Below are 23302 nucleotides of genomic sequence, written 5' to 3' on the forward strand. Positions count from 1 at the left end.
CATTTCACCTCCGAGACAAAATGTACAATCTCTTGAAAAGCATACGTATGAAATGCCTTTCATTATTAAAAAGTGAAATGAAATATGGGAAACTAAAAAGGATTTAAAAAAAATCACATTACAATCAAAATAAAATATTTATTTTATTGAAAGGGGGGAAGGGCAAATTAAACGCATGAATGATATTAATGACCTGATAAAGCTTGTCGCAAGCATTGATCGTCGAACTTTTTATAGCAAAGAAAACATCTCAGGAAAACCCAATCAAAAAGCGTATTTCAAATTCAGAACACGCTATTCTTTGTTGATAATTACACGGGGGAAGACGTTTATCCGCATGAATTACGCCACGATCCAAACGGCTTCTCACACGGAGGTAACGTGTGGCAGCTGATCAATAGTTTTAGAGAATTCATCATAACAGGGAAATGCGGCGACCTGAGGGATGTATGAAAATTCACAATAAAAGGGAAAGGAGATTGGATTTATGAAAAGTATCGTTTACCCTTATAGTTTGATGAATAGATGAAAATTAAATAAACAAATTAAACTATGTACTAAATTTTCATTAAGCTTTATAGGACTTGGCACTAAGGAGTTAAGTAACGGAGAGTTTATACTCTCCAGGATTCGAAGGAAGGTATGCGGAGTTTACCGTGTTTAGTCTTAAATCTGTGCTTAACCTTACATTAGATAGGCTCAATAAATACATATTCATCAGATTCAGAATTTACTTGTTTCATAGAGAGGAACTTACTTCGTTCTGCATGTGGCATGAATTCCATAAATCCAGCTGAAGTTCCATCGGGATAGGATAGAAGGAATTTTATATCCTTCTTGGTGTAGCCGGTTATGAGAACTTCAGTGTAATCATAATTTATCACTTTCAGCCAATTGTGTGAACGTTTATTGATTTCATAAGGAGAGTCAGCTTTCTTGAGCACGATTCCCTCTAATTTTTTTATTTGGCTAAGGTAAAGTAAGTTAGTCCGTTACCTTGAAATTCCTTCGATAACAAAGACATTAGGATGATTCAGTTCAAGTGAATTCAAAACTGTCTTACGCACAGTGAGCGGCTTAGAGGCAATTGACTGACCGTCTTTGCAGATAACATCGAAGACACAGTAAACAATCTTATGAGCTGGATTTTTTGGACATGATATGTTCCATTACAGCTTCAAAGTCAGGAGCACCTTCTGGGGCAGCTACAATGACTTCACAATCTCTAATGTATATCTCCTTTAAACGAAATGGTTCGAATGGAGGTTAATTACAGATATTACTCCATCAGATTTAGAAACAAGAATTGTGATTCTGCGAAAAAAGGATCAGGCTAGGCGGAACAAGACCACTTATAATATAATTTTTTAGGTATTTGTAATTAAATTACAAATATTCTTAATATTTGCTTGTGAATTCGTGATATTATATTGAAGGGGACGATCAAAAGCTTTGGGGCGTAGTAATTAAGGATGTTTTAAATAGATACGAGTGCTACCTCATGTCAAAGTCAGAAAAAATATTATAGGAGGTAACATATGTTTAAGTTTACAAAGAAATTCTTAGTTGGGTTAACGGCAGCTTTGATGAGTATTAGCTTGTTTTCGGCAAACGCCTCTGCAGCTAACACAGACTACTGGCAAAATTGGACTGATGGGGGCGGAACAGTAAACGCTGTCAATGGGTCTGGCGGGAATTACAGTGTGAATTGGTCTAATACCGGGAATTTCGTTGTTGGTAAAGGTTGGACTACAGGTTCGCCATTTAGGACGATAAACTATAATGCCGGAGTTTGGGCGCCGAATGGCAATGCATATTTGACTTTATATGGTTGGACGCGATCACCCCTCATAGAATATTATGTAGTGGATTCATGGGGTACTTATAGACCTACTGGAACGTATAAAGGTACGGTTTACAGTGATGGGGGTACATATGACGTGTACACAACTACACGTTATGATGCACCTTCCATTGATGGCGATAAAACTACTTTTACGCAGTACTGGAGTGTTCGCCAGTCGAAGAGACCAACTGGAAGCAACGCTACAATCACTTTCAGCAATCACGTTAACGCATGGAAGAGATATGGGATGAATCTGGGTAGTAATTGGTCTTACCAAGTCTTAGCGACAGAGGGATATCAAAGTAGTGGAAGTTCTAACGTAACAGTGTGGTAACAGATTATCTTTAATCAGGGGTAGCTAACGGGCTGCTGATCGTTCCTTGAGAAATTTTATAATCGTTGTTATTGTGAGTTTACTAAGAAGCGACGGCCTTTTAGTTGGAATCCCAATATATGGATCGAGTATGGTGAATGATTATTAAAATCGTTAGGAATGGTTAAAGGTCGTTTTCTACTAGGTGAACGGCCTTGGCATTGCTGGAGGTAGGGTATTCTCCAGCAGGTTTTATAACTTTCCCTATAAGTGTAATAGAATAGTATTAATTTTTTGTTTAATAGCGATATTTTTTGTAGTCTGCGCTTGCTCACAAGAGACACCTTCATTAAATTAAATTTATCAGATAAAGATTTATACATATCGTTGATTAATTTCGAATTGCTTAGAGACAAAAATGAACAATATGCCAATGTTCTTTAGGAGCTGTAAAAAGATGATCCTTATTTGTTTATTAAGGCTTTAAAAGAAGGATATGCCGTTAATCAACCAATTGAATTTGATGAGGCCATTGTACGTTTCGTTAATGGAGAAGAACTGGCTATTGTCCATAAAACAACCGGCAAGAGGTTCAATGATTGTGAAAATGAAGAATTTTCCTGATGGATTTACTTTACAGACAATGGATATGTGGTTGTGGAGTGAAATTGTTGAATGCACACAGCTCTTAGTTTTTGATCAGTTAGAAGCTTATTTTAAGAAAGAGTCAGCAACTTCAGAAGATATAGTTTGAAAATCCGGATAACTCTGAAATGTCGTTATATGTTCATATATTAAGAAAGTAAGCGTACCGGCAACTGAAGCTAGGACGCTTTTTTTGTGATGGCACCTCAATAAAACAACAATTTTAATCAGAAGGGAAGTGGGATATACAGGAATTTGAAACAATAACAGTTATAGAACGTATAGTGACTGTAGGGGTTATATTGCTTCATATGAATGTTGTGAAAGGAGTATCCATATGCAATTTCATCATACCCAAAGCGGAAAACAAAACAATCATCCAAAATGGTTGGTAACTATCTTGCTAAGTTGGGGAACATTCGTATTTGCTTTGTTTTTTGCTACTTTAATCGGTTCAATAGCCCACCAAGCAGGAGCTTCTAAACTCTTACAGCAAGGTATACAATCAGGCTTAGTAACATTAATTACTGTTCCATTACTCTACTTTCTTCTCAAACGGACGTCTAGTAGGCCATTTTGCTCTATCGGACTGTCTGGGTGGAGGCAAGCCGTTCCGAAAGCCATTATGGGTGCAATGTACGTCATTATTCTTTCCGGATCTGGATTCACAATCGCCCATTTATTGGACTGGGTCAAAATTTCACAATTTCATTTCTCTATCCATTTAGTTTCAGTATTGCTCTTAAATATGATTATCGCTTTCTATTATGAAGCTTTTCCAGAGGAATTAACTTTTCGTGGGGCGGTGTACTATGCTCTAAAGAGGCGATTTAACTGTTTCATGGCCTTGCTCCTGCAGCCGATTCTGTTTGTGCTTGCACCAATAGCTGTAAGTGGTTTGCAGTATATAGCTGGAATTAAGTCACCTGCTATCACATTAGATTACATCGTTTTATTGTTGTCTTTTGGATTCATCCTTCAACTCCTGCATATTGTAACAGGAAGCTTATGGACGTCAATCGCTTTTCATCTAGCCTTTCTCGAACATTCTCGGTTCTTCGTCCTGCAGGGGGAGGAACGCTTTATTACCTATGAAGAAATTGTTCCGGGAACAGGTGCGTTGTTTGTGGTCTTTTTTATGTTGCTTATTGTCGGTACTCTGCTATTAATACCTGTTGCAATAACTCGCCGAAATGCTATTCAATGGTTTAAGAATAAGAAAGATACCCAAGATGTTTGATATCTGAATAAAACAGCAGTTTTAATGAGACATAAATCTCTTGGCACAAAGGGAATAGTGCGGAGGGATTGCCATGAAAATCTTAAACTTTAAATTTGATAATTCTTTCTTTTGAAGTACATGCAGCGTTTACTGCTAATGTGGCTTTTCCAACTGATTAAGATATTCAGATGGATATGCTCATGATGAGTAAAGCGATACTCAAGACAGCTGGCTACACAAATTTCTTCATCCGGGATACATACTTTATAGATAGAGATCACAATTCAGTTTATTGTTCTTGTCACTTTGAAGAAACAAAGTAAATCTATTTGTAAAGTTCGGACGTGACGGAGCTTTAGTCTAGTCTAGATTTAATTCAGGAAGTAGGTATGTCAATTTTAACAATAATTGAGATCATCATAGTGATGCTTACATTGTGAAAGGGGATTTAAACATGCAAGTTTTAAGGATCATATTTGTTCATGTCTTGTCTGCATTATCAGCTGCTGTTGTTTATGTTTTTGGCATTGATTATGATGGCTACATTCCATACTTCTTAATAAGTGTTATTCTGTTTATCTTTTATGTAATCTTTGCTGCACCTGTTCAATATTTCGTAAATCGCAATCCAAAGAGGTTTAACCCGAAATATTTCCTCATATACATATTCTTTTCCTTCTTAGTATGGTTATTCTTCACTGTAATTACTGATCCAAAGAACACCTTAGAGAACACCTTAGACTTTCTAATGGAATACGAAGTTTACTTATTTAGTATATCATTTGCTGTAATCTTTTGGATCTGGGACTCTGTTTTTCTGCAAAACGAGAAAAAGGCAGCAACTAAGTAGCTCAAGTATTCATAATGCTTATTCTTAATCAATCGAGAAATAACACCTAAAATTCCTATTTGGTATTGTGATCCTCTTTCTAAAATTGCAGACGATAGGGGGATAAGTGTGTAAAACTGAATCCCTCTTATTATAGGATCTTAAATCAGCATAAAAGAGGGATTGACCTCACATTTGCAAAAAAATGAAAGAAAAAATCTACACGTACATTACTGGAGTTGATATCTTAAAAATCTCGCCATCTCTTATATAAAAACGGGGGATGCGGCGGCTTAATGTAGACACCACTTCATAGTTAATCGTATTAAGCATTTCAGCAACTTCATCAACGGGAATCTCAGCTCCCTTTTGGTGACCGTAAATCACAACTTCCTCTCCTTGTTTGCCTTCACTCTCTCCTAAACTAACCATGATCATATCCATTGTCACTCTTCCCGCCACCGGCACTCGTTTTCCGCGATGAAGAACAAACCCGCGATTGGAAAGCGCGCGAGAATAACCGTCAGCATATCCGATCGGGAGTGTAGCAATGACTTCACCGGGATTTGCGATGTATGTAGCACCATAACTAATGGTCCGGGGTTCTGTCAGCATGGTTTTCACATAAGCGATACGCGCCTTTAAACTTAATGCAGGTTCAAGCTTAACGAGATGTAGTTGTTTTATATATGCTGAAGGATATAATCCATATAAGCCTATACCTAAACGAATCATATCAGCGCTAAATTCCGGAAAAGCGATAGCCGCAGCCGTGTTGCTCATATGCACGGTGGGCAGCTCAATGTCTTGGTTTTTTAAAAAACGGAGAAAACGGAGAAATTGATCGTGCTGCAGTCTGGTTAGAGTGGTGTCTTCTTCATCGGCTGTTGAAAAATGTGTAAAGATACCTTCCCATCTTAGGAGTTTACTTGCTGTTAATGCCTTCACTACTGCTAAAAGTTCTTCTTTTGTACGTACACCTAATCGGCCCATACCAGTATCCACATTAATATGAATACCCAATCGGTTAGTGCTCGCTTCACTTTCCAATATATCGTTAGCTTTTTTAATCCAATCAACCTGAAATGCTGATAACTCTATATTCCAAGCTGCTGATTTTTTCACACAACTAAGGGATGTAAAACCAAGCACAAGGATAGGCGCTGTAATTCCCGCTTTTCGTAAAACGATTCCTTCCTCCACGCTGGCAACAGCGAGCTCACTAGCCCCGTGTTCCAGTGCATGGCGCGCCACTTCTACAGACCCATGACCATAACCGTTCGCTTTTACGACAGCCATAATTTTGGTCTTTTTTGGTATATGATGGCGTATTGCTCGCAAATTTTTTTTAATGGCATCAAGATTTACTTCGATCCAAACTTCTCGGCAGAGCTTTGTCATCGACGCTTCCTTCCTTCTTATAGAATAGTGTAAAGCGCATTTAGCCGTTAATAAATCCTGTAACATTGATGGTTGGATGCTTTCAATCTGATTTTATTCAACCTTAACTGAAATCATTCAACAGCAAACTCTTGATCTAACGAGAAGATGCTAACCGATGGCCGAAGTCGACAGTACTTTCATTTTTTTATATTAGCTGATTAGTTCAATTTTGATTTTCTTCACTTAGGTGAGGATTGATACGGTGACCGAGGATCAGATAGTACATCTAAACAAAAATAGCCTGCCTATGGCAGTACATTTACTGATTTAATTCAACGATTGCTTGACAACATTGGTATTGGTTAAGGCATGATTTCATAACACTAGGCGTTGTGGATGCTGAAGTAGACATTGATTACTCACTTAAGTCAAAGCTCTATTAGCGAGGGCTCACGTTGTGCTCAAACAAAGACCAGACGCTTAAGAACGATATGATAAGACGAGATACATCAAAGGATAAAGTCCTGTTCATACTAATTGTCGGGAGGTATGCCGACTTATGATACATATTTGGATCACTGGCCTTTTATTATTGGCTCAGCCCAGCGAGCCATCTGACAGTTTAGCGATCACACAACAAGGACGGACGATTGCTACTGTTCACCGCGAAGATTTTACGATGCCTCTTCCCGGTACCCCAATGATTGATCATGAAAAATACCGTAAGTTTATCAAACGGCTTGATCAACAAATTTACCGGGAGCCCATAAACGCCAAGCTTAACGATCAAGGAATCATCATCCCGGGGAAAATGGGTTACAGACTTTATCAACAAGCGTTTAAGGAGAAATTTTATGCCTATTTCTTTGGTCATGGCCCATACAAAATAGAAGTGCCGGAATTGAACATTTATCCGAAAGTTGACAGCGAGTTGCTTGCTCACATCAGTACGCAGCAATTAGGCCAGTATGTAACTTATTTTAATTCAAGCAATAAAAGCCGTTCACACAATATTTCTCTTTCTGCAAAAGCAATTGACAATCATGTTGTTTTTCCAAATGAGACGTTTTCATTTAACCAAGTTGTTGGGATGAGAACTCAGGACAAAGGATACATGCGTGCACCTATTATCGTGAAAGGTGAGTTGTCTGAAGGTGTAGGCGGGGGAATTTGTCAGGTGTCATCAACATTATTTAATGCTGTCGATCGTGCAGGGCTGCAAATCGTTCAGCGCTATTCTCATACAAGAAGCGTACCATATGTGCCGTCCGGACGTGATGCAACCGTAAGCTGGGGAGGCCCTGACTTTCGCTTTCATAATCAATATAACCAACCGGTCCTAATCCGGGCCAAACGATATGAGGGAAGTATGATTGTTACACTTTATTCCTCTGATGTCATCAATATCAAACTGCGAAAAGTTCCCAAAGCGCCATCACAGCTACCAAAAGAAATAAATGCCGAGCGATAAATCATAAGCTATTCATTCACCTTATGCAACCTGACGACTTCTTTTATGGGAGGGTGAGTTAGAGAGACATAAGGTTAAGTCCAAATGCTGAGTTCTCTAAACGAAAGCTGATTTTGATTAAATCTTTACTTCCTGGTCGAAATCTTACTGAAATAGCCCTCTATAATCCGGCAGCTATTTATAAAGAAAAAAGCAACAATTCAAACGTTGCTTTTTCCACTTTATCTTATTCAGAATGTTGTACGCCAATTCCTTACTATGTGGGATTCGACTTTTATTAAAAAAGATTCTTAACGATTATAAAAATGGACTAGTATCTATCCTGGTAGAATTTTTCCCCTTAACTTGTTTTAACGTCGCTACTATAAGAAAGCTGACAATCACTAACAAGAGCCATGAACTCACTTTTCCTAGATGAACGAGACTCCATGTATCGGTTTGGTTTGGGTATTCCCAAGCCCCAAAAAACGTTGCGATATTTTCGGCTATCCATATAAAGAATCCGATGAGCATAAATGAAAGGGCGAGCGGCATACGGTAACGAGTCCCATTCACCTCGTATGTGACCCATGATTGCCAAAAGACGATCAAGACAAGTCCAGATAACCAAAAGCGGACGTCAATCCAAAAATGGTGGATGAAAAAATTCAAATAAATCGCAGCGGCGAGAGGTACAACGGCCCAAAACGGCGGCCACTTAACCAGTTCAACCTTAAGCCTCCTCCATGCCTGGCAAAGATAACTGGCTACACTTGCGTACATGAAGCCGCTATACAAAGGCACTCCAAAAATTTTGGAATACCCCTCCTCCGGATAAGACCAAGAGCCCATATGTACCTTGAAAAGTTCAAGAGCAAGTCCAATAAGGTGGAACATTGTGATCACCTTTAGTTCATCACGTGTTTCAAGCCCTGAATACACCATCCACCATTGCATGAGCAGGCAGATGATGAGCAGCCAGTCATACCGTGGCAGAAGGGGAAGCGGTATGATTTGTGTAATTGCCAAAGAGGCAAAAATAACGACAGGAAACAGACATGATAGGGCCTGCTCCCAGCCAAAACAAACGAGCTGTTTAAATGCTTTCATGAATTTTTGCCTCCAAAGGTTTTTTTGATTAAATGGAAGGCCTGTTTAGTATAGTACTAAATAGACATAGGGTTATGTGCATAGAATCACCGCCGAGCAACTATCTTTTCCTTTCATGATTATTCCTGCTTTATTAAGCCTGGGTGTCATCATCACTTCGGTATTCCAAAATATCTCCGGGTTGACATTCTAAAGCCTTACAAATCGCCTCTAAAGTTGATAATCGAATGGCCTTTGCCTTTCCATTTTTCAATATAGAAAGATTAGCCATCGTGATTCCAACCTTCTCAGACAGTTCCGTTACGCTCATTTTCCTTTTAGCCAGCATCACATCAATATTGATTATAATTGCCATTGTTTTCACCTCAGACTGTTAAATCATTTTCTGATTTTATATCTATAGCTTCTTGCAAAAGCCTTTGGAGAACAGCAGCAAAGACTGCGATAACCATTGAGGCAAAAATAAGGACCAATCCGATTAGTATAATACCTGGAGCGTCGTCCATCTCCGCGATGAGATAGAAGAGTGGCATGCCTGCCACAAGTAAAAGACTGATGGTGATTGCACAGTATTTTATTTTCTTTAAAGCTCTTACTGATAATTCCGAGAAAGCTTTATTCCGGTCAATATAGCTTAAAAGTGTAAAGGCTTGATACAGAGCGAAATAAAAAGGTATCGCCGCTGCATACAAATCGATATAAACAAGATATTTCAGATAAGAAATATCTGGATACAATTCCTCTGCAAAGTTCGCTATCTCCGGCACTAAAAATATGCACAGAGCAAGAACTGGAATTCCAATAAGAATAACAGCTATCTTTAAAAAAAGTGTTGATCCTCGTTTCATAAAAAGCACCTCACCTAATATTGTCGATTTGAATTTAACATATTATTTATCGTTTTACAATAAAAAAGTATTGATATAGATTATTTTCTTGTTGTTTTAAAACTATCCTTTTCACTTTGAACAAGAAAAAAGCATTCCTCATTACAGAGAAACGCTCTATATCTTTAATCGATTCAATTTAAAAATTGGGCAGCTGACTGAATCATTGACTAACTATGGTTTAAAAATAACGCATGGCACATAAGGGGTTGTTTTTGAATCATGTACACGTTCGTTTATTTTGCTTAGGCGAAGGTGATATATAAAGCAATCTGGCAGGGTACTTAATGGGCTTCAATAAGCTCAGGTGAATTGTTTTTAGGTGAGTTAACTAATGATGAAACCTGGTATGCTTCCATGTCATCAGCATCATATGGCAAAAGCAAGCTTTTGAGAAAATCGGGATCTGTATTTTTAGGGTTCAGCCATTCTTTTTCATGATCGTGACTCAATATAACCGGCATTCGATCATGGATATTTTCCATAAGCGCATTAGGTTTTGTCGTAATGATTGTGCAAGTGTAGAGCGGGTAACCTTCAAGCGTATTCCACTTTTCGTATAAGCCGGCAAAAGCGAACAGATTGGATGATTTCAGCTTGATTCTCATAGGAATCTTAGTTTTTGGATCAAGGCGTTTCCATTCATAAAAACTGTCGGCCGGAATGATGCAGCGTTTGCTGACAAGCGGTTTTCGAAAGCTGGGTTTCTCGGCCAATGTTTCAGCACGAGCATTGATCATTTTATAACCGATCTTTTCATCTTTAGCCCAAGGAGGAATGAGACCCCATCTTAATTTTCCAAGGCGGTTGCTTGATCCATCATTAATAATGGTAAGGATGTTTTGTGATGGCGCGACATTATAGCTGGGGTGATATTCGTCTTCAGGCAAGAAGTGATCTATGTTGAATTGCTCAATGATGTCGTCAAATTCTGAGAATAAAGTGAATCTGCCACACATGTTCATCATCCTTTTGGTTTTTTGAATATTGTACAGGGTTGGTATATGAAAATCAAAAAGGGGAATGTGATGCAGCAAACAGTGAATGTTAAAGAATTAAAGTGTGGTTTAGATCCGAAGTGGAAATATAAAAGTTCACAGCTATTAATTAAGGCAGGCTTTTTGAAGAGAACGGAATAGCAAAGATCTGAAATACATAACAAGAACAGATCTATATTGGGTTGGTAATTTCGAAATCTGTTAAGCTAAACACAAAAAGGGTGTGGTATTGAGTTAATCAGTGTGAGTTTATATGGATTTACATTTATCAGGCTTCTGAGGACAAATAAAGTGTTCAGGTTATACAACAAAAAAGGACGCCGGCATTGCCAGCGCCCTTTACAGCATTCCTTATTTATTAACAGAAATCGTGACATTATTTCCAGAAGGGAGGACTTTTGCAAAATCCTGTGTATCTACGACAGGTGTCACTGCTTTATTGTCGATTGTGATATTGTTAAAAGTTGTTGAAAAAGTTGCTTTAATGGCAGAGCGTTGGCTTTCAGCTGAAACCGCAGCGGTGGCAAGCGTTTTCCATTTCGACAGAGTGCCGATGTTTGTTCCTTGAATTTCCATGATAATACGTCCGGTATAGCCGTCATTGTTCGTTCCCCAGAGGGTCATGCGAGTATTCCCGTTCAAGTTTTTGTAGATCGTCATTTGCACTGTGCTTCCGGGACGAAAGCCTTTATTATAAGTGAATTTCTCTTTTCCTTCGATATACGTTTCATCATTTTTAGAACCGACTTTCATGAGCGGTTTCCAGACGTTGTATTGTTTGCTGTACTGAAGGCCGATATCTGCCTCAGTTCCGTTTTTTGCGCTAAAGCCTGAATAAATATAAGGGGTAGAGACAGAGTCTTGGATGTTCACAGTGTCGGGAAGCTTAATTTTAGCCGTGAATACAGCGCCTGTACTGTTTAGGTAGGCGCGTCCGCCGATTCCCTTAGGCAGCTGAGAAGCCGCTTTTGCCACTTGAGTGTCTGCTCCTGGAAGACCTGGAACTCCTGGAACTCCTGAAGAAATAGTTCCTAAAAGAATAGCTGTTCCTACTGCACCTGCAATTAATACTTTTTTCAACAAAATTCCCCCTTTTAAAAGTGGTTTCTTCAATTATTATACCTTATTTTGGAACTTCTTTTATTAAGATAAATCGACAAAATCGTTAAAATCTCTTGTTTATGAATGGGTTATGTTTATATATTGACACCATAGATCTAAAAATAAACTAATTAAACTATGTACCAAATGTTCAATTTTTATTAAAAAAACGGCATTAAGGAGCAAATAATAATTGTAAGACATTCACCAAAGGTAAAAAAGCTTTATCCTTTTTTAACAAATTAGACCTATGATTCGTTTAGACATTGAAGTTACATAGTTTTTTCTGCAAAAAAACCCCCGGCCATTGACCGGGGAAGCAAAATTGAGGAGATTAAATGGAGTTTTAGCAGTGTTTCTTACGCTTTTTATACTCTACAACGTAGTCATAGTCTTTTTTGTCGTGATCATAATGTTTTTTGTCATAATCACAGTAGTAATCTTTTTTGTCATGGTGATCATAATGTTTTTTGTCATAGTCGTAATACTTCTTGTAATACGTTTTCTTAACCGTATAATACTCTTCTTTATATTTTTTGTAATAACCCATAAATACCCCTCCTTTTATGATCATACGCTTTATTATATGGAAGTTAGAGTTTGCGGATTGGACAGTTTAAATTGCAAAAGTAAAAAAGGGCTGTCCAAAAAAAGAAGTTGAGGAAAAATCAGAGGAAAACTGAGGGATCATGCAGAAACAACAATATAAAAAAAGCCGATATGCATCGGCCAAATCATTTTACCTTACATTTGCTTGTCTTCTTTGTTTTCTGAACCACTACTTCTTATGTCTTGAGTTAATCCGCTGGTCGCTTTTTTAAATTCTGATAAGGCTTTTCCGGCAGATCGGCCAAGCGCAGGCAGCTTATCAGGACCAAACACTAAAAAACCTACAAATAAAATAACTAAAATTTTTGTGACGCTTAATTCCATGATGCTTCTCCTCCTCTTGTTTGAAGTACGAACCCTTATTAACAAATTATAAAAGATGGCGGTTCAAATGAGAATACGTCTGTTTTGAATATTTTGTATAACACAGGCGAAGGGAGAATGATGTGATTTATTCAGGAAAAATGCTGATGATAAAACGTATGGCTTCCAATGCCATAGACATACCTGCAATTTTATTTAAAGGGGGGTGATATATATATAACTGTAAGTTGCTATGATCAAAATAAGGGGGAGATATTAATTATGAGATGCAATAAGCTAATAGGGTGCCTGTCTGTTTTCATGTTCGCTGTCGCTTTTCCATTATCTGCACATGCAGAAAAAGCGGGAACTGCTGGAGCCGGAGAGTGGGATAAGCTTGGGACTTACACTTATACTTATTCAAGTCCGACGGTATACTCGAGCGGAGGTGATTTTAGAGTTTGTCTTTCAGGAAGTACACCTTTCTCCGTATCGCTGCATCTATATGAGGATGATGCTGGTGACAACCCTGATGAATATGTGGGTTCTAATTATTTTTCACCCGGAGAATGTCATACCTTTAGCAGTATCGGGAAATTTGTAGATGGAAGCAATAACAAGGCAGAGTTCTTTGTTACTGATTACTCTGGTAAATCAAAAACAGTTACGTTTTACGATTGATTGAAGATATAGTTCAGTGAATTTAACTTTGTCATGAATAAAAGAGAGAGGGAGCTCTCTCTTTTTATACTGTATGAGCAATGAAATACCTTACTCTTGAACAGCTTTGCCAAGTCGTTCATTCACAATGCCTGTCCAGCCGCCATCCATTTTATCCCGAATGACTGAGCTTTTCTCGTTTACCTTACCGATCATTTCATCAGGCTTCTTCCAACCGCTGTGGATGAGAGTGAATTCTGTTTTGTTCCCTACGTCTGTTAATTGAAATGTAACAATCCATCCATCAGTATCCCATTCAAAAGAAAGCTCTCCGGGAGCATGAACCGTCAAAACTTTGCAAGGTGATGGTCCAAATGGTGATTGTAAATGAAATTTATATCCTTCCTTCAGCTGAAAATCATTCGGCATAAACCACTTGGCTATGCCTTCTGAAGTTGAGACTATCTCCCAAACCTTTTGAATAGGCGCCTCTAATGTTACATGTTTCGTAATGTCCGGTAATGTTTTTTCTTGATATTTATCCATATATTGCTCCTCTTTATCCAATATATACTTTCAAGCAAATTTTATACATCTAACGAAATCATGTCCATAGTGAGCATGAATTATGCTGAATCTGTTGTCCGGTGTTTCATTCTATAAATTTCACGATCTTGATGATTTATCTGGCTGCAATGGGCTTTTATGAACAAAGATTTCTTTTTAATCAATTAGCATTTCGGGTATTTGTGCACTGATCAGTTTTGTGTTATTGGCCAATGTGCTGTTTTTCTGGAAAAAAAGAAGAGCATAGCATATGTCTCAGGCATTTTGACTGTAGTTAATGTAATTATGCTGATAACTCTGCTTTTTCTATTGTGATGAGAAGGTAAAGAAGGAGGGTTCTTCGTGCTCGGTAAAATAAAAGCGGCCATTGATAATAGTCCGGGAAAACCCGCGAAAATTGTAGTTAATGAAAGCACACTTCAGCAGTTAAAAGAAGAGATGCGTTTTGTTTATGTTTCCAAACCTAAAACCATTATGGGGATACCTGTGGAGGTTTCAGATGATGTAGAAGGCTTTGAACTCAAATTTTAACGTTAATATATTTTAATACTATAAATATGCTAATATAGGAACTGCTAGAAAAAGAAGGGAGGAGGGGCTGTGAAACAGAAGCCGATTTATGTCGAAATCGAGATGACATCTGACCTAGACAAGCTTTGGGAATATACGCAAAACCCATCGCTACATAAGGAATGGGATCTGCGGTTTTCTGATATTACATATTTACACAGAAGCGTAAATGAAGCGCAGAGGTTTCTTTACGAGACAAGAATTGGCTTTGGATTAAAGGTGTCAGGTGCTGGTGAAACCGTGGGTACGAAATTGCATTCCTCTCAAAGAGTATCCTCCCTGGCCTTTTCCTCCAACCATCCGTTATCCCTGATTAAAAAAGGCAGCGGGTATTGGAAATACATACAGCATGATAACGGGAAGCTTACATTTATGACGCAGTATCAATATGAAACGGCATATGGCTTTCTAGGAAGATGGATTGACCGTTTATTATTTCGGCCGCTGTTGGGCTGGGCAACAGCATGGAGTTTTGATTCATTGAGACTTTGGATTGAACAAAATAAACATCCGAAACAATTGATCCGTTATGCGTTTGTCTATATGCTGACGTGCTTGTTTTTTAGTCTGTTTTGGTTTTACCACGGGTTTATAGATCTTGAAACGAACAACATGGCAGGAGCTGCGAAGATAGGATTGGGCATTTTATGGCTGAGTCCATTAAAGAGAAAATGGACACTTCATGCTGTGCAGACCTGTATCTTTGCTGTCTTCGCTTTTCTAGATGCTGGAATATATTCTTTACTGTTAAGTGTGATTACTGCGGCAAGCGGCTTGATCAGTCTCCGGCTTCCAAGTGCTCGGCATACGAAACGAAAAAGAAAGAAGTGAAATGGTGAGTTCAATGTATAAAAAAACAATTATAAATTATCATCTATTACATCCCAAGCTGCAGAAACGTTATCAATTAGACAGGTCACATACATTCAGCGGAAGAGGAACGATGTCAGAAATAAGCGGAGGTTCTTTTTTTGTCAGAATGCTGCTGAAGTGCGGGGTGTTTTTTAGATGTTTCTTTTCAGAAAGAGGAAAGGACATCCCTTTTACAATTAAAAACAGAACATGTCTTACGAAGCAGGAACATACGGGGATTGAATGGAATCGGACTTTTGTCTTTAAAGATAAAAAGCGTTTCTTTGATGCAGTTATGGTATACGACGAAAATGAAAAACGAATACTTGATTTTTTCGGCCAACCTCATATTATGCTGTCCGTTTTAACTTTTGAAGCACTCTCTGACGGGTCTCTCTACATTACATCAGGAAAGCAATGGCTATTAATATGCGGAAAAAGAATTCCTTTGCCAAAATGGCTGAGCGGTAATTCCACTGTTTGCGAAACTTTTGATGAAAGCAACAACTGTTTCACTATTCAAGTTCATGTGGAAAATGCAATTCTGGGAACTCTTTTTTATTATAAAGGGACGTTTCAGGAAACAGAGGGAGAAGTATGTTAAAACGAAACGGCATCATTAGTGCGCTTTGTATCATTTGGTTTCTTGTATCTGAAGCTCCCGACATATCAGTTGCGGAGGCGCTTGTCTTGTTTTCCATTCTCTTTTTTGTGCCGGGAATTTTTCCTTTTGTTTTTCATCAATCAGCTCACAGGACTATTCAATTTTCGGAAAAATTATTGATGCACATCTATCCGGCAGCAGCTGTTTTCGCGGTGTTAGCCCTTGTGACCGACGTGGGGTATTTTGCACTGATCTGGTGGATATACACTGCTTTGTTGGCTTTATATGGTTTGTTGCGGCTCTTGAAAACAAAAATACATAGAATCGAAGAAACATCTATTTTATTTGGACTCGTTTATTTAGGAGGAGGGGGATTTTGGTTTTTTGCCTATGCTGCGCATTTACATATCCTGCACTTCAGTCCTCTTATTATTTTGCTCACAGCTGTTCATTTTCACTATTCTGCTTTTCTGATCCCGATCTTTAATGGTTTACTTGGCAGAGTCAATAGAGAAAAACGGGTTATGTACGGTTGGGTGACATGGATTATTTTACTGTCGCCGCTCCTCATCGCACTCGGAATAACATACTCAAAAACACTTGATATCTTGGCGGTTGGTATCTATATGGCGGCACTTTATCTTAACTCATACTTAATATTTAAGACAGCTTTTCGCAGTAAGACAGGAAAAGTGCTTATCCGACTGTCTTCTGTCGTGTTAATGATAACGATCTGTTTCTCTTTCATTTACTCATTCGGTGTATTCCGGCAAGAAGTCACGCTGACCATCAGCCAAATGATTTGGATACACGGTGTCGTGAACGCATTCGGTGTTATTTTGCCGGCTCTTGCAGGATGGAGAAAAGAAAATCCTCAGCTATCGGATGCGAGTGTCAAGGTTTTCAGCCGTATATACGGAAAGAGAACAATCGGAAAGAACTTTTTGCGCAACATTCACGCTGAAAATAACATTCAATATAGCGGACTTGTGGATGATATGAGAAGCCTTCGTTCAAACGATTTTTCACCGGAGCATTTGACACCGTTGATTGTTTCTTTTTATGAACAGACGAAAGATTATGAGGTAAAAGCAAAAGTGACGTGGAGCACTTGGTTTCAGCCCTTTGCGAAAATGTATGAATACATCAGCAAAAGAACCGGACAAATACATCTGTCAACGAATCCTGACTGGTATAGGATGCACAGTACAATAAAAGGTGTCCATTCAAAAAAAGACGGAAGAAAAAAGGTACGTGCCTGGATCAGAACAAATGAAAAAAACGAAACCATTTTTACCGCGCTGTATTCTATATATCGCTCAAAAGGGGAGGGGTACATGAATATTTCTCTGCCGCTTCCTTTCAGTAACATGACAGGCATTTTAAAGCCTTATCATCACAAAGAGAACCTGATTTTGACCAGCAGGCGGAGAAAAAGCGGTGCTGGGGATGAAGGGATTTATCTTAGAACAAAAGTCGGGACCTGCCCGCTTCCATTATCTGAAACCTTTCTTATAAAGGCGCCGGCGGGTGCAAGCAGGTTAACAGCTGTTCACGAAATGTGGCTGTTTGGGATTCAATTTCTAACTGTAGATTATGACATTACATATTGCCCGTCCAAATGAATAATATAAAACAAAGACAATAGTTCATCTGACAGTCTCTCGTCCGGTAAACAATCGGTTCGGCACATTTTCATGCTGCACCTCATACAGACGGGGAAGGAAGGGTTTTTATGTTTTATATCAGTTTGTTTCTGATTGTATGGCTGGCTGCGGGATTTGCAGTGGGGATGAAGCAAGTTTATGTCGATCAGCTATTCGATAAAGATGTAATCGAAAGGCTTGAAAAAGAAGCAGGTGACTATGATCTTGTTGACCGTTTTATCAAACACCGTTTCATTTATATTGCAGCAGTGACTTTAAGCGGATTTATTGCTGTTTACAGTGAAATAAAAGCCATGCCGCAAAAGCGGAGAATAAGAAAAATTGAAAAAGACATTAATAAGCTCAATAAAGTAAAGAAACGCAGGAATAACAGAAAGTAAAAGGTGCACAAGCCAGCAGGCGAGTGCATTTTTTTATTTAATGGGGGAATGAGAATAAAGCCGGTGCGATCTTACTTTCTTGCTAAGGAGTATAAATTCATAAATGTGAAGAACAGCGCCCGGGCTAATGGTATATAATATTGTGAATTTAACAAAAATTTAACAAGGAGGACGAGATAATTCGTGCTAAAGCCTCAAAGAGTCCAGCATCCTGTGTTTTTGGTTTTGAGGCGGAGTAGATGAAACCGGCCAAAGTATCCCTGCTCCGCCGTTTGCTCCATTCCTTGAAGCATGTTGATTGTAACATAGTCAAACGTTTTCCATCAACTTTAAAAAATGTAAAATTATTGTTAATTTTCTTGTTGTTTGTTCCGGTTTCTTCTGTATATGCAGAGGATATCTATCAGAATTTCGAGGAACTAAAGAATCACGAAGATCCTTCAGATTATAACATTGCCACAAAAGAAACCGGCAGCTCTGTGCTTGTTTTAGCTATTCACGGAGGAGGTATTGAAGGCGGCACAAGTGAATTAGCGAGAGAGCTCAGCAAAGAATATTCCATGTATTTGTTTGAAGGTTTGAAGACGTCTGGAAATTCAGTACTGCATATAACAAGCACACATTTTGATGAGCCTCAGGCACTGAAGCTTGTAACAAGTCATGAGTATGTCATTTCATTGCATGGATATGCAGGAGAGGACCAACAGATACAAATCGGCGGAACAGACCGATCAAGAGCGGCAGAATTAGTTTCAAAACTGCAAAAAGCCGGTTTTCCGGCTGAATTGCTTGGTACGGATCATCCGCATGCAGGCGTAAGTCCAAACAATATAGCGAATAAATCAAAAACCGGTTTGAGCATCCAGTTAGAGATGAGTACAGGTTTCAGAGAATCTTTGTTTGGCATCTTTTCTTTAAAAAGCAGATCCACGACTCAAAATGAGAGGTTTTATGATTTTACAGAAGTGATGACCCATTTCATAGAAAACAGCTATTAAAATAAGGAGGCTTTGCGCCTCCTTATTTTTCGTCCTTCTGATCATTGGCTTCAGGAAACAATTCATCTGATGCCTCAGTTTGATATTGCAAAGTGTTATCTTTGACATTCAGTTCGTTTCGGAATGTTTCATCGAGCACATTTTTCAGTAAATACCGGTGAAAAAAATATTCAAAAACAGTAAGGCAGACAGACGCAATCAGAGCGGCTGCAAACGGTGAGAAACCGTTTCTAGTTTGCGTTTCAAGAAAGACCCAAAGAATAACGAGTGAAAGTCCGAAGTCAGCCAGTGAAGCTATCATATTGCTGGTTCTCGGCAAGATCAGGATGTCACCGGAAAGGTATGTTACAAAGCTTAAGAAAAATGCAATAAACAGCACACTTAAAAAGGAAGCATGGTAAACTCTATCCAAAATCACATACAATAGGGCAAGAGTTAAAGCTGTCTTAGAAGCAAGAGCGATAATATGTTTCATTTGATCACCTATATTTGTGGCAAATCTTTAGCGGTATCTGCAGCCTCAAGATCGACACTTATTTGCTGAGTTAAATCTTTAGAATGATAAAAACCCTTTGCAGCCATATAATGAAAAATTTGTTCATGGGTATTCATCGCGTCATGTAAATATTGCTGCAGCGTTTCCCTGACTTCTGGGGAAGAAGATTCTGTGATGGCAGCTGCAATATTCCTTACGCCTGTCTTTGCCGATATTAAAAAATCCGTTGCGATCACTTGTTCGGTCATGCTGCCCATTCCGGCTAATTTTTGAAAGAACTCATTCACGCTTGTTCACCTCTCACTGACAGCAATTCCTGCAAACGCGCAACCTGCTGTTTTGTTTTTTGAGCATCCTGCTCAAGAATACTCTTTAATTCTTCATCTTGTACAAGTCCCGTCATGGTTGAAGATTTTGTCAAACAAAGATTCTTAAACGTAAGCAATTCGTGCAATTCCAACGTTTCATGAAGGCCGTAGCCATTCATAATGGTCATTCCCTTCTGAAGTAATATGGTTTATTTTGAACAAATTGTTTTTGTTTACACTGGTATTTTTTGCTGGTCGTTTGAAACTTTCTGGCTGCAATGCCCGTACACAAGGGGTGGGGTGAGCTTCTGTTAAAATAATCAATTATTCACTGGTTTTTAATCATCTATCTTTAAATACTAAGGAGGAGACACAGTGGAGATCAAAGGGATCAATCACTTGTTATTTTCTGTTTCTGATTTACTGACTTCCATCGAGTTTTATCAAAATGTCTTTGATGCTAAACTGCTGGTTAAAGGAAAGAGCACTGCATATTTCGATTTAAACGGCATATGGCTGGCTCTCAACGAAGAGCGTGACATTCCCAGAAATGATATTAACGCTTCTTATACCCATATCGCTTTTACAATTGAGGAAAGCAAGTTTGAAGAAATGTCCGCAAAATTAAAAAACCTTCATGTTACTATTTTGTCTGGGAGAGAACGAGATGAACGGGATCGAAAATCAATTTATTTCACTGATCCTGACGGCCATAAATTTGAATTCCATACAGGAACTCTTCAAGACAGACTTCAATATTATAAGCAAGCTAAAACCCACATGGATTTTTACGATTGAAAAAGTACGGGAAACAGAGTAACAGGGAATATACATATTTATCTTCTGGGTTTAATATATGGTAAAGGAGGGGGATTGCAGTTGAGAAATAAAATATTGCTCATGACAGCTGTTTTGCTATGTGTTTTTGGAACCGGGACCATTCATGCAGCAACTTCACATTTTGAGCATAAAACCGACTTTATTCTAAATGACGGAACAAAAGCGCTTTATGTAGAAAACATTAGTGATGTACCGGCAATGGATTATTTTTTAGGATACCAATTTACGATATTAGGAGTGAACACTTGTTCAGTTAACATTAAGCTTCAGCGAATGGGACTTGCAGGGGATTATACTACGTTAAGCACAAAACAATTCACCGGTAATTGGTTTGACTTTAGCGCTCACGATAAGGTTTCCATTGAACCGTATCACCGGTATCGAATATTAGCTGAAGAACATTCAGAAAACTGTGCAAGTGTTCATGTAAAAGGCCGCTATGGTGTAGAATATTTTAATTTTGATTGATGCTCACATTTTTGAAAAGAAGTGAGCTTTTTTTGCAGGATAAATTAACTAAATAAACTATGTACTAAATATTCAGTATATTTCCTTTTGCCTCGCTCAATATAAAAGAGGAGAGTATAACTCATCTTTTCACGTCCGAAAATCGAAACATTTATAAGAAAAGAACGTCTAATTTTTTAAACAGAACTATTTTTTAAAAAAGTTTCGTTAAGGAAAGAAAATTTCTTGACTTCAACAATTGAATGATGGATAATTATGGTGTAAACATGATGTTCTTTTTCCTCCTATTCAGGTTCGCACCTAAGCCAGGGCGAACCTGCTTTTTTTAAAAACAAAACCCCCACTCCGCAAAGGAAGAGGGGGTTTATTCTTTGTAACTGATAGTTCAATAGTTTAATGGACAGTTCTGAACACACCAATTACTTTTCCTAATATGCTGACATTCTGCAGTATGATCGGAGCCATGGTTGGATTTTCAGGCTGTAAGCGAATGTGTGTATCCTCTTTATAGAAACGTTTTACCGTAGCTTCATCATCTTCTGTCATCGCCACTACGATTTCACCGTTATTCGCCGTGTTTTGCTGTTTTACAATAACATAGTCCTTATCAAGTATACCTGCGTCAATCATACTGTCACCCATGATCTCCAGCATAAACACATGCTCATCCGGAGGAACCATACGGTCAGGAAGCGGGAAGTATTCTTCAATGTTTTCAACCGCTGTAATAGGTGAGCCCGCCGTTACTTTTCCGATTACCGGCACATTAACGACTTGGCTTTTTGGAATCTCTACTTCTTCATCCAGAATTTCTATCGCTCTTGGTTTTGTCGGATCGCGTCTAATCAGCCCTTTTGTTTCCAAACGGGCCAAATGGCCATGGACAGTAGAACTGGACGCAAGGCCGACAGCCTCTCCGATCTCTCTAACCGAAGGCGGATATCCTTTTGATTTAACCTCTGCTTTAATAAAACGGAGGATATCAAGTTGCCTTTTTGATAGCTTCGTCATTTTTTGCACCTCTAAACGTCGATTTTAAATAGATTATAGCATGATTTTCCTGACAGTACAAACATAGGTTCGAAAAAAACAATTGACAGAAACATTTGTTCGTATATACTGAAATTATAAAAAAGCGAACAAACATTCTTGTCGGAGGTTGTTATCATGAATAAAGAATCTATTATTTTTGTCGGCCTGTTCACTGTGATTCTAAGCGTGGTTATCCTTCTGTTGTCATATACAAGCAGCGACCAGGAGCTTAATCAATATGTTAAAATAAAAGTTCAGTCTGGGGATACGCTCTGGTCGCTTGCTGATCAGGTGGATGACTCAAAAAAGATAAATAAAAGTGATTTTGTTGAATGGGTAGCTGAAAAAAATAATCTCCAGACGTCTGAGATTCAGCCGGGGGATGAATTGGTGATTCCATTAAAAAAGGAACACCCGGCTGCATACGAACTGGCTACTGTTAAATAGAGAGGAAAGGTAGAAAGGTGAAAGCACTCATTTATGCCCGAGTAAGCACAAATAAAGAACAGCAAGAAACCTCATTAAAGCGGCAGGAGGAGGAGCTTACGGCCATTGCTGCCGAGAACGGCATGGAAGTCGTCAAAGTGATTTCTGAAAAAGCCAGCGGATATGAAATGGACCGGGATGGTGTATTTGATTTGCTTGATCATATCAAGAATTCAAATATTGATGTGATTTTAGTTCAGGATGAAACAAGACTCGGCCGGGGAAACGCAAAAATTGCACTTCTTCATTGTATTTACAGGGAAGGTGTAAAAGTATATACGACCGCTCACAGAGGTGAGCTGGAGTTATCAGAGGCTGACTCTATGGTGCTGGAAATCGTCAGCATTGTGGAGGAATACCAGCGGAAAATCCACAACATGAAAATTAAACGCGGAATGAAACGCGCAGTGAAAAATGGTTTTAAGCCACAAAAGAACCTGAAAAACCAGCATGAAAACAGCGGAAAAGAAAGAATAGAAGTTCCGATCTCGGAGATTGTCCGGTTGAGAGCGAATAAACTGACGTTTGCTGAAATCGCGGCTACGTTGAGAGGTTTTGGCTATGATGTGTCAAAGGCGACAGTCCATCGGCGTTTTCAGGAATACATAGAGAATGAGCAGACAGGCGAGTGAATCAGTTGTAAAACTCCTCTTGTTTTAGTAGTATATAGACAAAATG

Annotated in this window: 28 protein-coding genes and 4 pseudogenes; 18 read left to right on the forward strand and 14 right to left on the reverse strand. The window is 38.6% G+C overall.

Translation table 11 applies throughout. The annotated features are described in order from the left end of the window. The first annotated feature begins 175 nt into the window (after nucleotides 1-175). Nucleotides 176-529, forward strand: a pseudogene (locus tag NYE43_RS09580) (hypothetical protein). 85 nt (nucleotides 530-614) lie between these two features. Here the strand turns inward: NYE43_RS09580 and NYE43_RS09585 are convergent. Next, nucleotides 615-1230 (reverse strand): annotated as a pseudogene (locus NYE43_RS09585) (ATP-dependent DNA ligase); the annotation flags it as partial. A 24-nt stretch (nucleotides 1231-1254) separates the two neighbouring features. Here NYE43_RS09585 and NYE43_RS09590 point away from each other — a divergent pair. From NYE43_RS09590 to NYE43_RS09610, 5 genes and pseudogenes are all read left to right on the forward strand, one after another. Continuing rightward, nucleotides 1255-1335, forward strand: a pseudogene (locus NYE43_RS09590) (hypothetical protein); the annotation flags it as partial. Nucleotides 1336-1538: 203 nt separating this feature from the next. Beyond that, on the forward strand, nucleotides 1539-2180 hold the full coding sequence (locus NYE43_RS09595; RefSeq protein WP_095713905.1) for a glycoside hydrolase family 11 protein: 642 nt from the start codon (nucleotides 1539-1541) through the stop codon (nucleotides 2178-2180). Nucleotides 2181-2468: 288 nt separating this feature from the next. Next, a pseudogene (locus NYE43_RS09600) lies at nucleotides 2469-2832 on the forward strand (hypothetical protein); the annotation flags it as partial. Between the two features lie 309 nt (nucleotides 2833-3141). Then, nucleotides 3142-4044 carry a CPBP family intramembrane glutamic endopeptidase gene (locus NYE43_RS09605; protein ID WP_326323846.1) on the forward strand — a complete coding sequence of 301 codons (903 nt, stop codon included), beginning with the start codon at nucleotides 3142-3144 and terminating at the stop codon, nucleotides 4042-4044. Nucleotides 4045-4480: 436 nt separating this feature from the next. After that, nucleotides 4481-4876 (forward strand): UPF0715 family protein, encoded by a 396-nt coding sequence (locus NYE43_RS09610; protein ID WP_326323847.1) that lies wholly within the window; start codon nucleotides 4481-4483, stop codon nucleotides 4874-4876. Nucleotides 4877-5074: 198 nt separating this feature from the next. Here the strand turns inward: NYE43_RS09610 and alr are convergent, their stop codons facing one another. Continuing rightward, nucleotides 5075-6256 (reverse strand): alanine racemase, encoded by a 1182-nt coding sequence (gene alr, locus NYE43_RS09615; RefSeq protein WP_095713908.1) that lies wholly within the window; start codon nucleotides 6254-6256, stop codon nucleotides 5075-5077. Nucleotides 6257-6797: 541 nt separating this feature from the next. On the opposite strand from alr, the gene NYE43_RS09620 reads away from it, so the two are divergent. Continuing rightward, the gene (locus tag NYE43_RS09620; protein WP_268544036.1) at nucleotides 6798-7709 is read left to right on the forward strand and encodes a VanW family protein; all 912 of its coding nucleotides are present in this window, start codon (nucleotides 6798-6800) and stop codon (nucleotides 7707-7709) included. 297 nt (nucleotides 7710-8006) lie between these two features. Here NYE43_RS09620 and NYE43_RS09625 read toward each other — a convergent pair whose 3' ends face one another. From NYE43_RS09625 to NYE43_RS09655, 7 genes are all read right to left on the reverse strand, one after another. After that, a complete protein-coding gene (locus tag NYE43_RS09625) occupies nucleotides 8007-8798 on the reverse strand; it encodes a DUF817 domain-containing protein (RefSeq protein WP_044155762.1) in 792 nt (263 codons plus the stop codon). A gap of 133 nt (nucleotides 8799-8931) precedes the next feature. Then, nucleotides 8932-9153: a helix-turn-helix domain-containing protein gene (locus tag NYE43_RS09630; RefSeq protein ID WP_101861278.1), complete on the reverse strand. Its 222-nt coding sequence runs from the start codon at nucleotides 9151-9153 to the stop codon at nucleotides 8932-8934. Nucleotides 9154-9163: 10 nt separating this feature from the next. Then, complete coding sequence (locus NYE43_RS09635; protein WP_101861279.1) at nucleotides 9164-9646, reverse strand: DUF2975 domain-containing protein; 483 nt, start codon at nucleotides 9644-9646, stop codon at nucleotides 9164-9166. Between the two features lie 323 nt (nucleotides 9647-9969). Next, on the reverse strand, nucleotides 9970-10644 hold the full coding sequence (locus NYE43_RS09640) for an SOS response-associated peptidase (protein ID WP_326323848.1): 675 nt from the start codon (nucleotides 10642-10644) through the stop codon (nucleotides 9970-9972). A gap of 390 nt (nucleotides 10645-11034) precedes the next feature. Further along, nucleotides 11035-11766, reverse strand: a complete 732-nt coding sequence (locus NYE43_RS09645; RefSeq protein WP_326323849.1) for a YrpD family protein — start codon at nucleotides 11764-11766, stop codon at nucleotides 11035-11037. A gap of 364 nt (nucleotides 11767-12130) precedes the next feature. Beyond that, nucleotides 12131-12334, reverse strand: coding sequence for a spore coat protein CotC (locus NYE43_RS09650; RefSeq protein WP_024121562.1), 204 nt, complete (start codon nucleotides 12332-12334; stop codon nucleotides 12131-12133). 194 nt (nucleotides 12335-12528) lie between these two features. Further along, nucleotides 12529-12717 carry a twin-arginine translocase TatA/TatE family subunit gene (locus NYE43_RS09655; RefSeq protein ID WP_024121563.1) on the reverse strand — a complete coding sequence of 63 codons (189 nt, stop codon included), beginning with the start codon at nucleotides 12715-12717 and terminating at the stop codon, nucleotides 12529-12531. A 261-nt stretch (nucleotides 12718-12978) separates the two neighbouring features. On the opposite strand from NYE43_RS09655, the gene NYE43_RS09660 reads away from it, so the two are divergent. After that, on the forward strand, nucleotides 12979-13377 hold the full coding sequence (locus NYE43_RS09660) for a hypothetical protein (RefSeq protein WP_059291751.1): 399 nt from the start codon (nucleotides 12979-12981) through the stop codon (nucleotides 13375-13377). A 90-nt stretch (nucleotides 13378-13467) separates the two neighbouring features. On the opposite strand, the gene NYE43_RS09665 is transcribed toward NYE43_RS09660, so the two are convergent. Next, the gene (locus tag NYE43_RS09665; protein ID WP_326323850.1) at nucleotides 13468-13902 is read right to left on the reverse strand and encodes an SRPBCC family protein; all 435 of its coding nucleotides are present in this window, start codon (nucleotides 13900-13902) and stop codon (nucleotides 13468-13470) included. Nucleotides 13903-14265: 363 nt separating this feature from the next. Here NYE43_RS09665 and NYE43_RS09670 point away from each other — a divergent pair, with 363 nt between their 5' ends. From NYE43_RS09670 to NYE43_RS09695, 6 genes are all read left to right on the forward strand, one after another. Beyond that, the gene (locus NYE43_RS09670) at nucleotides 14266-14454 is read left to right on the forward strand and encodes a hypothetical protein (RefSeq protein WP_059335696.1); all 189 of its coding nucleotides are present in this window, start codon (nucleotides 14266-14268) and stop codon (nucleotides 14452-14454) included. A 69-nt stretch (nucleotides 14455-14523) separates the two neighbouring features. Beyond that, nucleotides 14524-15324, forward strand: a complete 801-nt coding sequence (locus NYE43_RS09675; RefSeq protein WP_106021654.1) for a hypothetical protein — start codon at nucleotides 14524-14526, stop codon at nucleotides 15322-15324. Between the two features lie 4 nt (nucleotides 15325-15328). Next, the gene (locus NYE43_RS09680; protein WP_127695128.1) at nucleotides 15329-15949 is read left to right on the forward strand and encodes a DUF4166 domain-containing protein; all 621 of its coding nucleotides are present in this window, start codon (nucleotides 15329-15331) and stop codon (nucleotides 15947-15949) included. Next, nucleotides 15943-17574 carry a YndJ family protein gene (locus NYE43_RS09685; protein ID WP_326323852.1) on the forward strand — a complete coding sequence of 544 codons (1632 nt, stop codon included), beginning with the start codon at nucleotides 15943-15945 and terminating at the stop codon, nucleotides 17572-17574. The genes NYE43_RS09680 and NYE43_RS09685 overlap by 7 nt, the downstream gene beginning before the upstream one ends. Before the next feature lie 110 nt (nucleotides 17575-17684). After that, the gene (locus NYE43_RS09690; protein WP_024121567.1) at nucleotides 17685-17996 is read left to right on the forward strand and encodes a hypothetical protein; all 312 of its coding nucleotides are present in this window, start codon (nucleotides 17685-17687) and stop codon (nucleotides 17994-17996) included. A 239-nt stretch (nucleotides 17997-18235) separates the two neighbouring features. Then, complete coding sequence (locus tag NYE43_RS09695) at nucleotides 18236-18994, forward strand: poly-gamma-glutamate hydrolase family protein (RefSeq protein ID WP_326323853.1); 759 nt, start codon at nucleotides 18236-18238, stop codon at nucleotides 18992-18994. Nucleotides 18995-19016: 22 nt separating this feature from the next. Here NYE43_RS09695 and NYE43_RS09700 read toward each other — a convergent pair whose 3' ends face one another. The 3 genes from NYE43_RS09700 to NYE43_RS09710 are packed head-to-tail and all read right to left on the reverse strand — an operon-like array spanning nucleotide 19017 to nucleotide 19977. Then, the gene (locus NYE43_RS09700; protein ID WP_213418668.1) at nucleotides 19017-19469 is read right to left on the reverse strand and encodes a YndM family protein; all 453 of its coding nucleotides are present in this window, start codon (nucleotides 19467-19469) and stop codon (nucleotides 19017-19019) included. Nucleotides 19470-19477: 8 nt separating this feature from the next. Next, complete coding sequence (locus tag NYE43_RS09705; protein WP_059335692.1) at nucleotides 19478-19777, reverse strand: spore coat protein; 300 nt, start codon at nucleotides 19775-19777, stop codon at nucleotides 19478-19480. Beyond that, the gene (locus NYE43_RS09710) at nucleotides 19774-19977 is read right to left on the reverse strand and encodes a DUF892 family protein (RefSeq protein WP_024121571.1); all 204 of its coding nucleotides are present in this window, start codon (nucleotides 19975-19977) and stop codon (nucleotides 19774-19776) included. Before NYE43_RS09710 ends, NYE43_RS09705 begins: the two co-directional genes overlap by 4 nt. A gap of 196 nt (nucleotides 19978-20173) precedes the next feature. On the opposite strand from NYE43_RS09710, the gene fosM reads away from it, so the two are divergent. Continuing rightward, complete coding sequence (gene fosM, locus NYE43_RS09715) at nucleotides 20174-20596, forward strand: FosM family fosfomycin resistance protein (protein WP_268544055.1); 423 nt, start codon at nucleotides 20174-20176, stop codon at nucleotides 20594-20596. 81 nt (nucleotides 20597-20677) lie between these two features. Beyond that, nucleotides 20678-21106, forward strand: a complete 429-nt coding sequence (locus NYE43_RS09720) for a hypothetical protein (RefSeq protein WP_024121573.1) — start codon at nucleotides 20678-20680, stop codon at nucleotides 21104-21106. A gap of 393 nt (nucleotides 21107-21499) precedes the next feature. On the opposite strand, the gene lexA is transcribed toward NYE43_RS09720, so the two are convergent. After that, complete coding sequence (gene lexA, locus NYE43_RS09725) at nucleotides 21500-22117, reverse strand: transcriptional repressor LexA (RefSeq protein ID WP_010334405.1); 618 nt, start codon at nucleotides 22115-22117, stop codon at nucleotides 21500-21502. Between the two features lie 156 nt (nucleotides 22118-22273). Between lexA and yneA the strand changes: the two genes are divergently transcribed. After that, the gene (yneA, locus tag NYE43_RS09730) at nucleotides 22274-22585 is read left to right on the forward strand and encodes a cell division suppressor protein YneA (RefSeq protein WP_059291742.1); all 312 of its coding nucleotides are present in this window, start codon (nucleotides 22274-22276) and stop codon (nucleotides 22583-22585) included. Nucleotides 22586-22602: 17 nt separating this feature from the next. Then, on the forward strand, nucleotides 22603-23256 hold the full coding sequence (locus NYE43_RS09735; protein WP_024121575.1) for a YneB family resolvase-like protein: 654 nt from the start codon (nucleotides 22603-22605) through the stop codon (nucleotides 23254-23256). Nucleotides 23257-23302 lie beyond the last annotated feature (46 nt).

This window comes from Bacillus sp. FSL R5-0434, from assembly GCF_038004745.1.
Taxonomy (GTDB): Bacteria; Bacillota; Bacilli; order Bacillales; family Bacillaceae; genus Bacillus; species Bacillus halotolerans.

Excerpts from the sequence above, each read along its gene's own strand:
- NYE43_RS09640 (WP_326323848.1), bottom strand. The coding sequence starts at position 10,644 with ATGTGTGGCAGATTCACTTTATTCTCAGAATTTGACGACATCATTGAG.
- NYE43_RS09710 (WP_024121571.1), bottom strand. The coding sequence starts at position 19,977 with ATGAATGGCTACGGCCTTCATGAAACGTTGGAATTGCACGAATTGCTT.
- NYE43_RS09635 (WP_101861279.1), bottom strand. The coding sequence starts at position 9,646 with ATGAAACGAGGATCAACACTTTTTTTAAAGATAGCTGTTATTCTTATT.
- NYE43_RS09655 (WP_024121563.1), bottom strand. The coding sequence starts at position 12,717 with ATGGAATTAAGCGTCACAAAAATTTTAGTTATTTTATTTGTAGGTTTT.
- NYE43_RS09660 (WP_059291751.1), top strand. The coding sequence starts at position 12,979 with ATGAGATGCAATAAGCTAATAGGGTGCCTGTCTGTTTTCATGTTCGCT.
- yneA (WP_059291742.1), top strand. The coding sequence starts at position 22,274 with ATGAATAAAGAATCTATTATTTTTGTCGGCCTGTTCACTGTGATTCTA.
- NYE43_RS09665 (WP_326323850.1), bottom strand. The coding sequence starts at position 13,902 with ATGGATAAATATCAAGAAAAAACATTACCGGACATTACGAAACATGTA.
- NYE43_RS09700 (WP_213418668.1), bottom strand. The coding sequence starts at position 19,469 with ATGAAACATATTATCGCTCTTGCTTCTAAGACAGCTTTAACTCTTGCC.
- NYE43_RS09595 (WP_095713905.1), top strand. The coding sequence starts at position 1,539 with ATGTTTAAGTTTACAAAGAAATTCTTAGTTGGGTTAACGGCAGCTTTG.
- lexA (WP_010334405.1), bottom strand. The coding sequence starts at position 22,117 with ATGACGAAGCTATCAAAAAGGCAACTTGATATCCTCCGTTTTATTAAA.
- NYE43_RS09690 (WP_024121567.1), top strand. The coding sequence starts at position 17,685 with ATGTTTTATATCAGTTTGTTTCTGATTGTATGGCTGGCTGCGGGATTT.
- NYE43_RS09605 (WP_326323846.1), top strand. The coding sequence starts at position 3,142 with ATGCAATTTCATCATACCCAAAGCGGAAAACAAAACAATCATCCAAAA.
- NYE43_RS09630 (WP_101861278.1), bottom strand. The coding sequence starts at position 9,153 with ATGGCAATTATAATCAATATTGATGTGATGCTGGCTAAAAGGAAAATG.
- NYE43_RS09650 (WP_024121562.1), bottom strand. The coding sequence starts at position 12,334 with ATGGGTTATTACAAAAAATATAAAGAAGAGTATTATACGGTTAAGAAA.
- alr (WP_095713908.1), bottom strand. The coding sequence starts at position 6,256 with ATGACAAAGCTCTGCCGAGAAGTTTGGATCGAAGTAAATCTTGATGCC.
- NYE43_RS09695 (WP_326323853.1), top strand. The coding sequence starts at position 18,236 with ATGAAACCGGCCAAAGTATCCCTGCTCCGCCGTTTGCTCCATTCCTTG.
- NYE43_RS09625 (WP_044155762.1), bottom strand. The coding sequence starts at position 8,798 with ATGAAAGCATTTAAACAGCTCGTTTGTTTTGGCTGGGAGCAGGCCCTA.
- NYE43_RS09610 (WP_326323847.1), top strand. The coding sequence starts at position 4,481 with ATGCAAGTTTTAAGGATCATATTTGTTCATGTCTTGTCTGCATTATCA.
- NYE43_RS09685 (WP_326323852.1), top strand. The coding sequence starts at position 15,943 with ATGTTAAAACGAAACGGCATCATTAGTGCGCTTTGTATCATTTGGTTT.
- NYE43_RS09620 (WP_268544036.1), top strand. The coding sequence starts at position 6,798 with ATGATACATATTTGGATCACTGGCCTTTTATTATTGGCTCAGCCCAGC.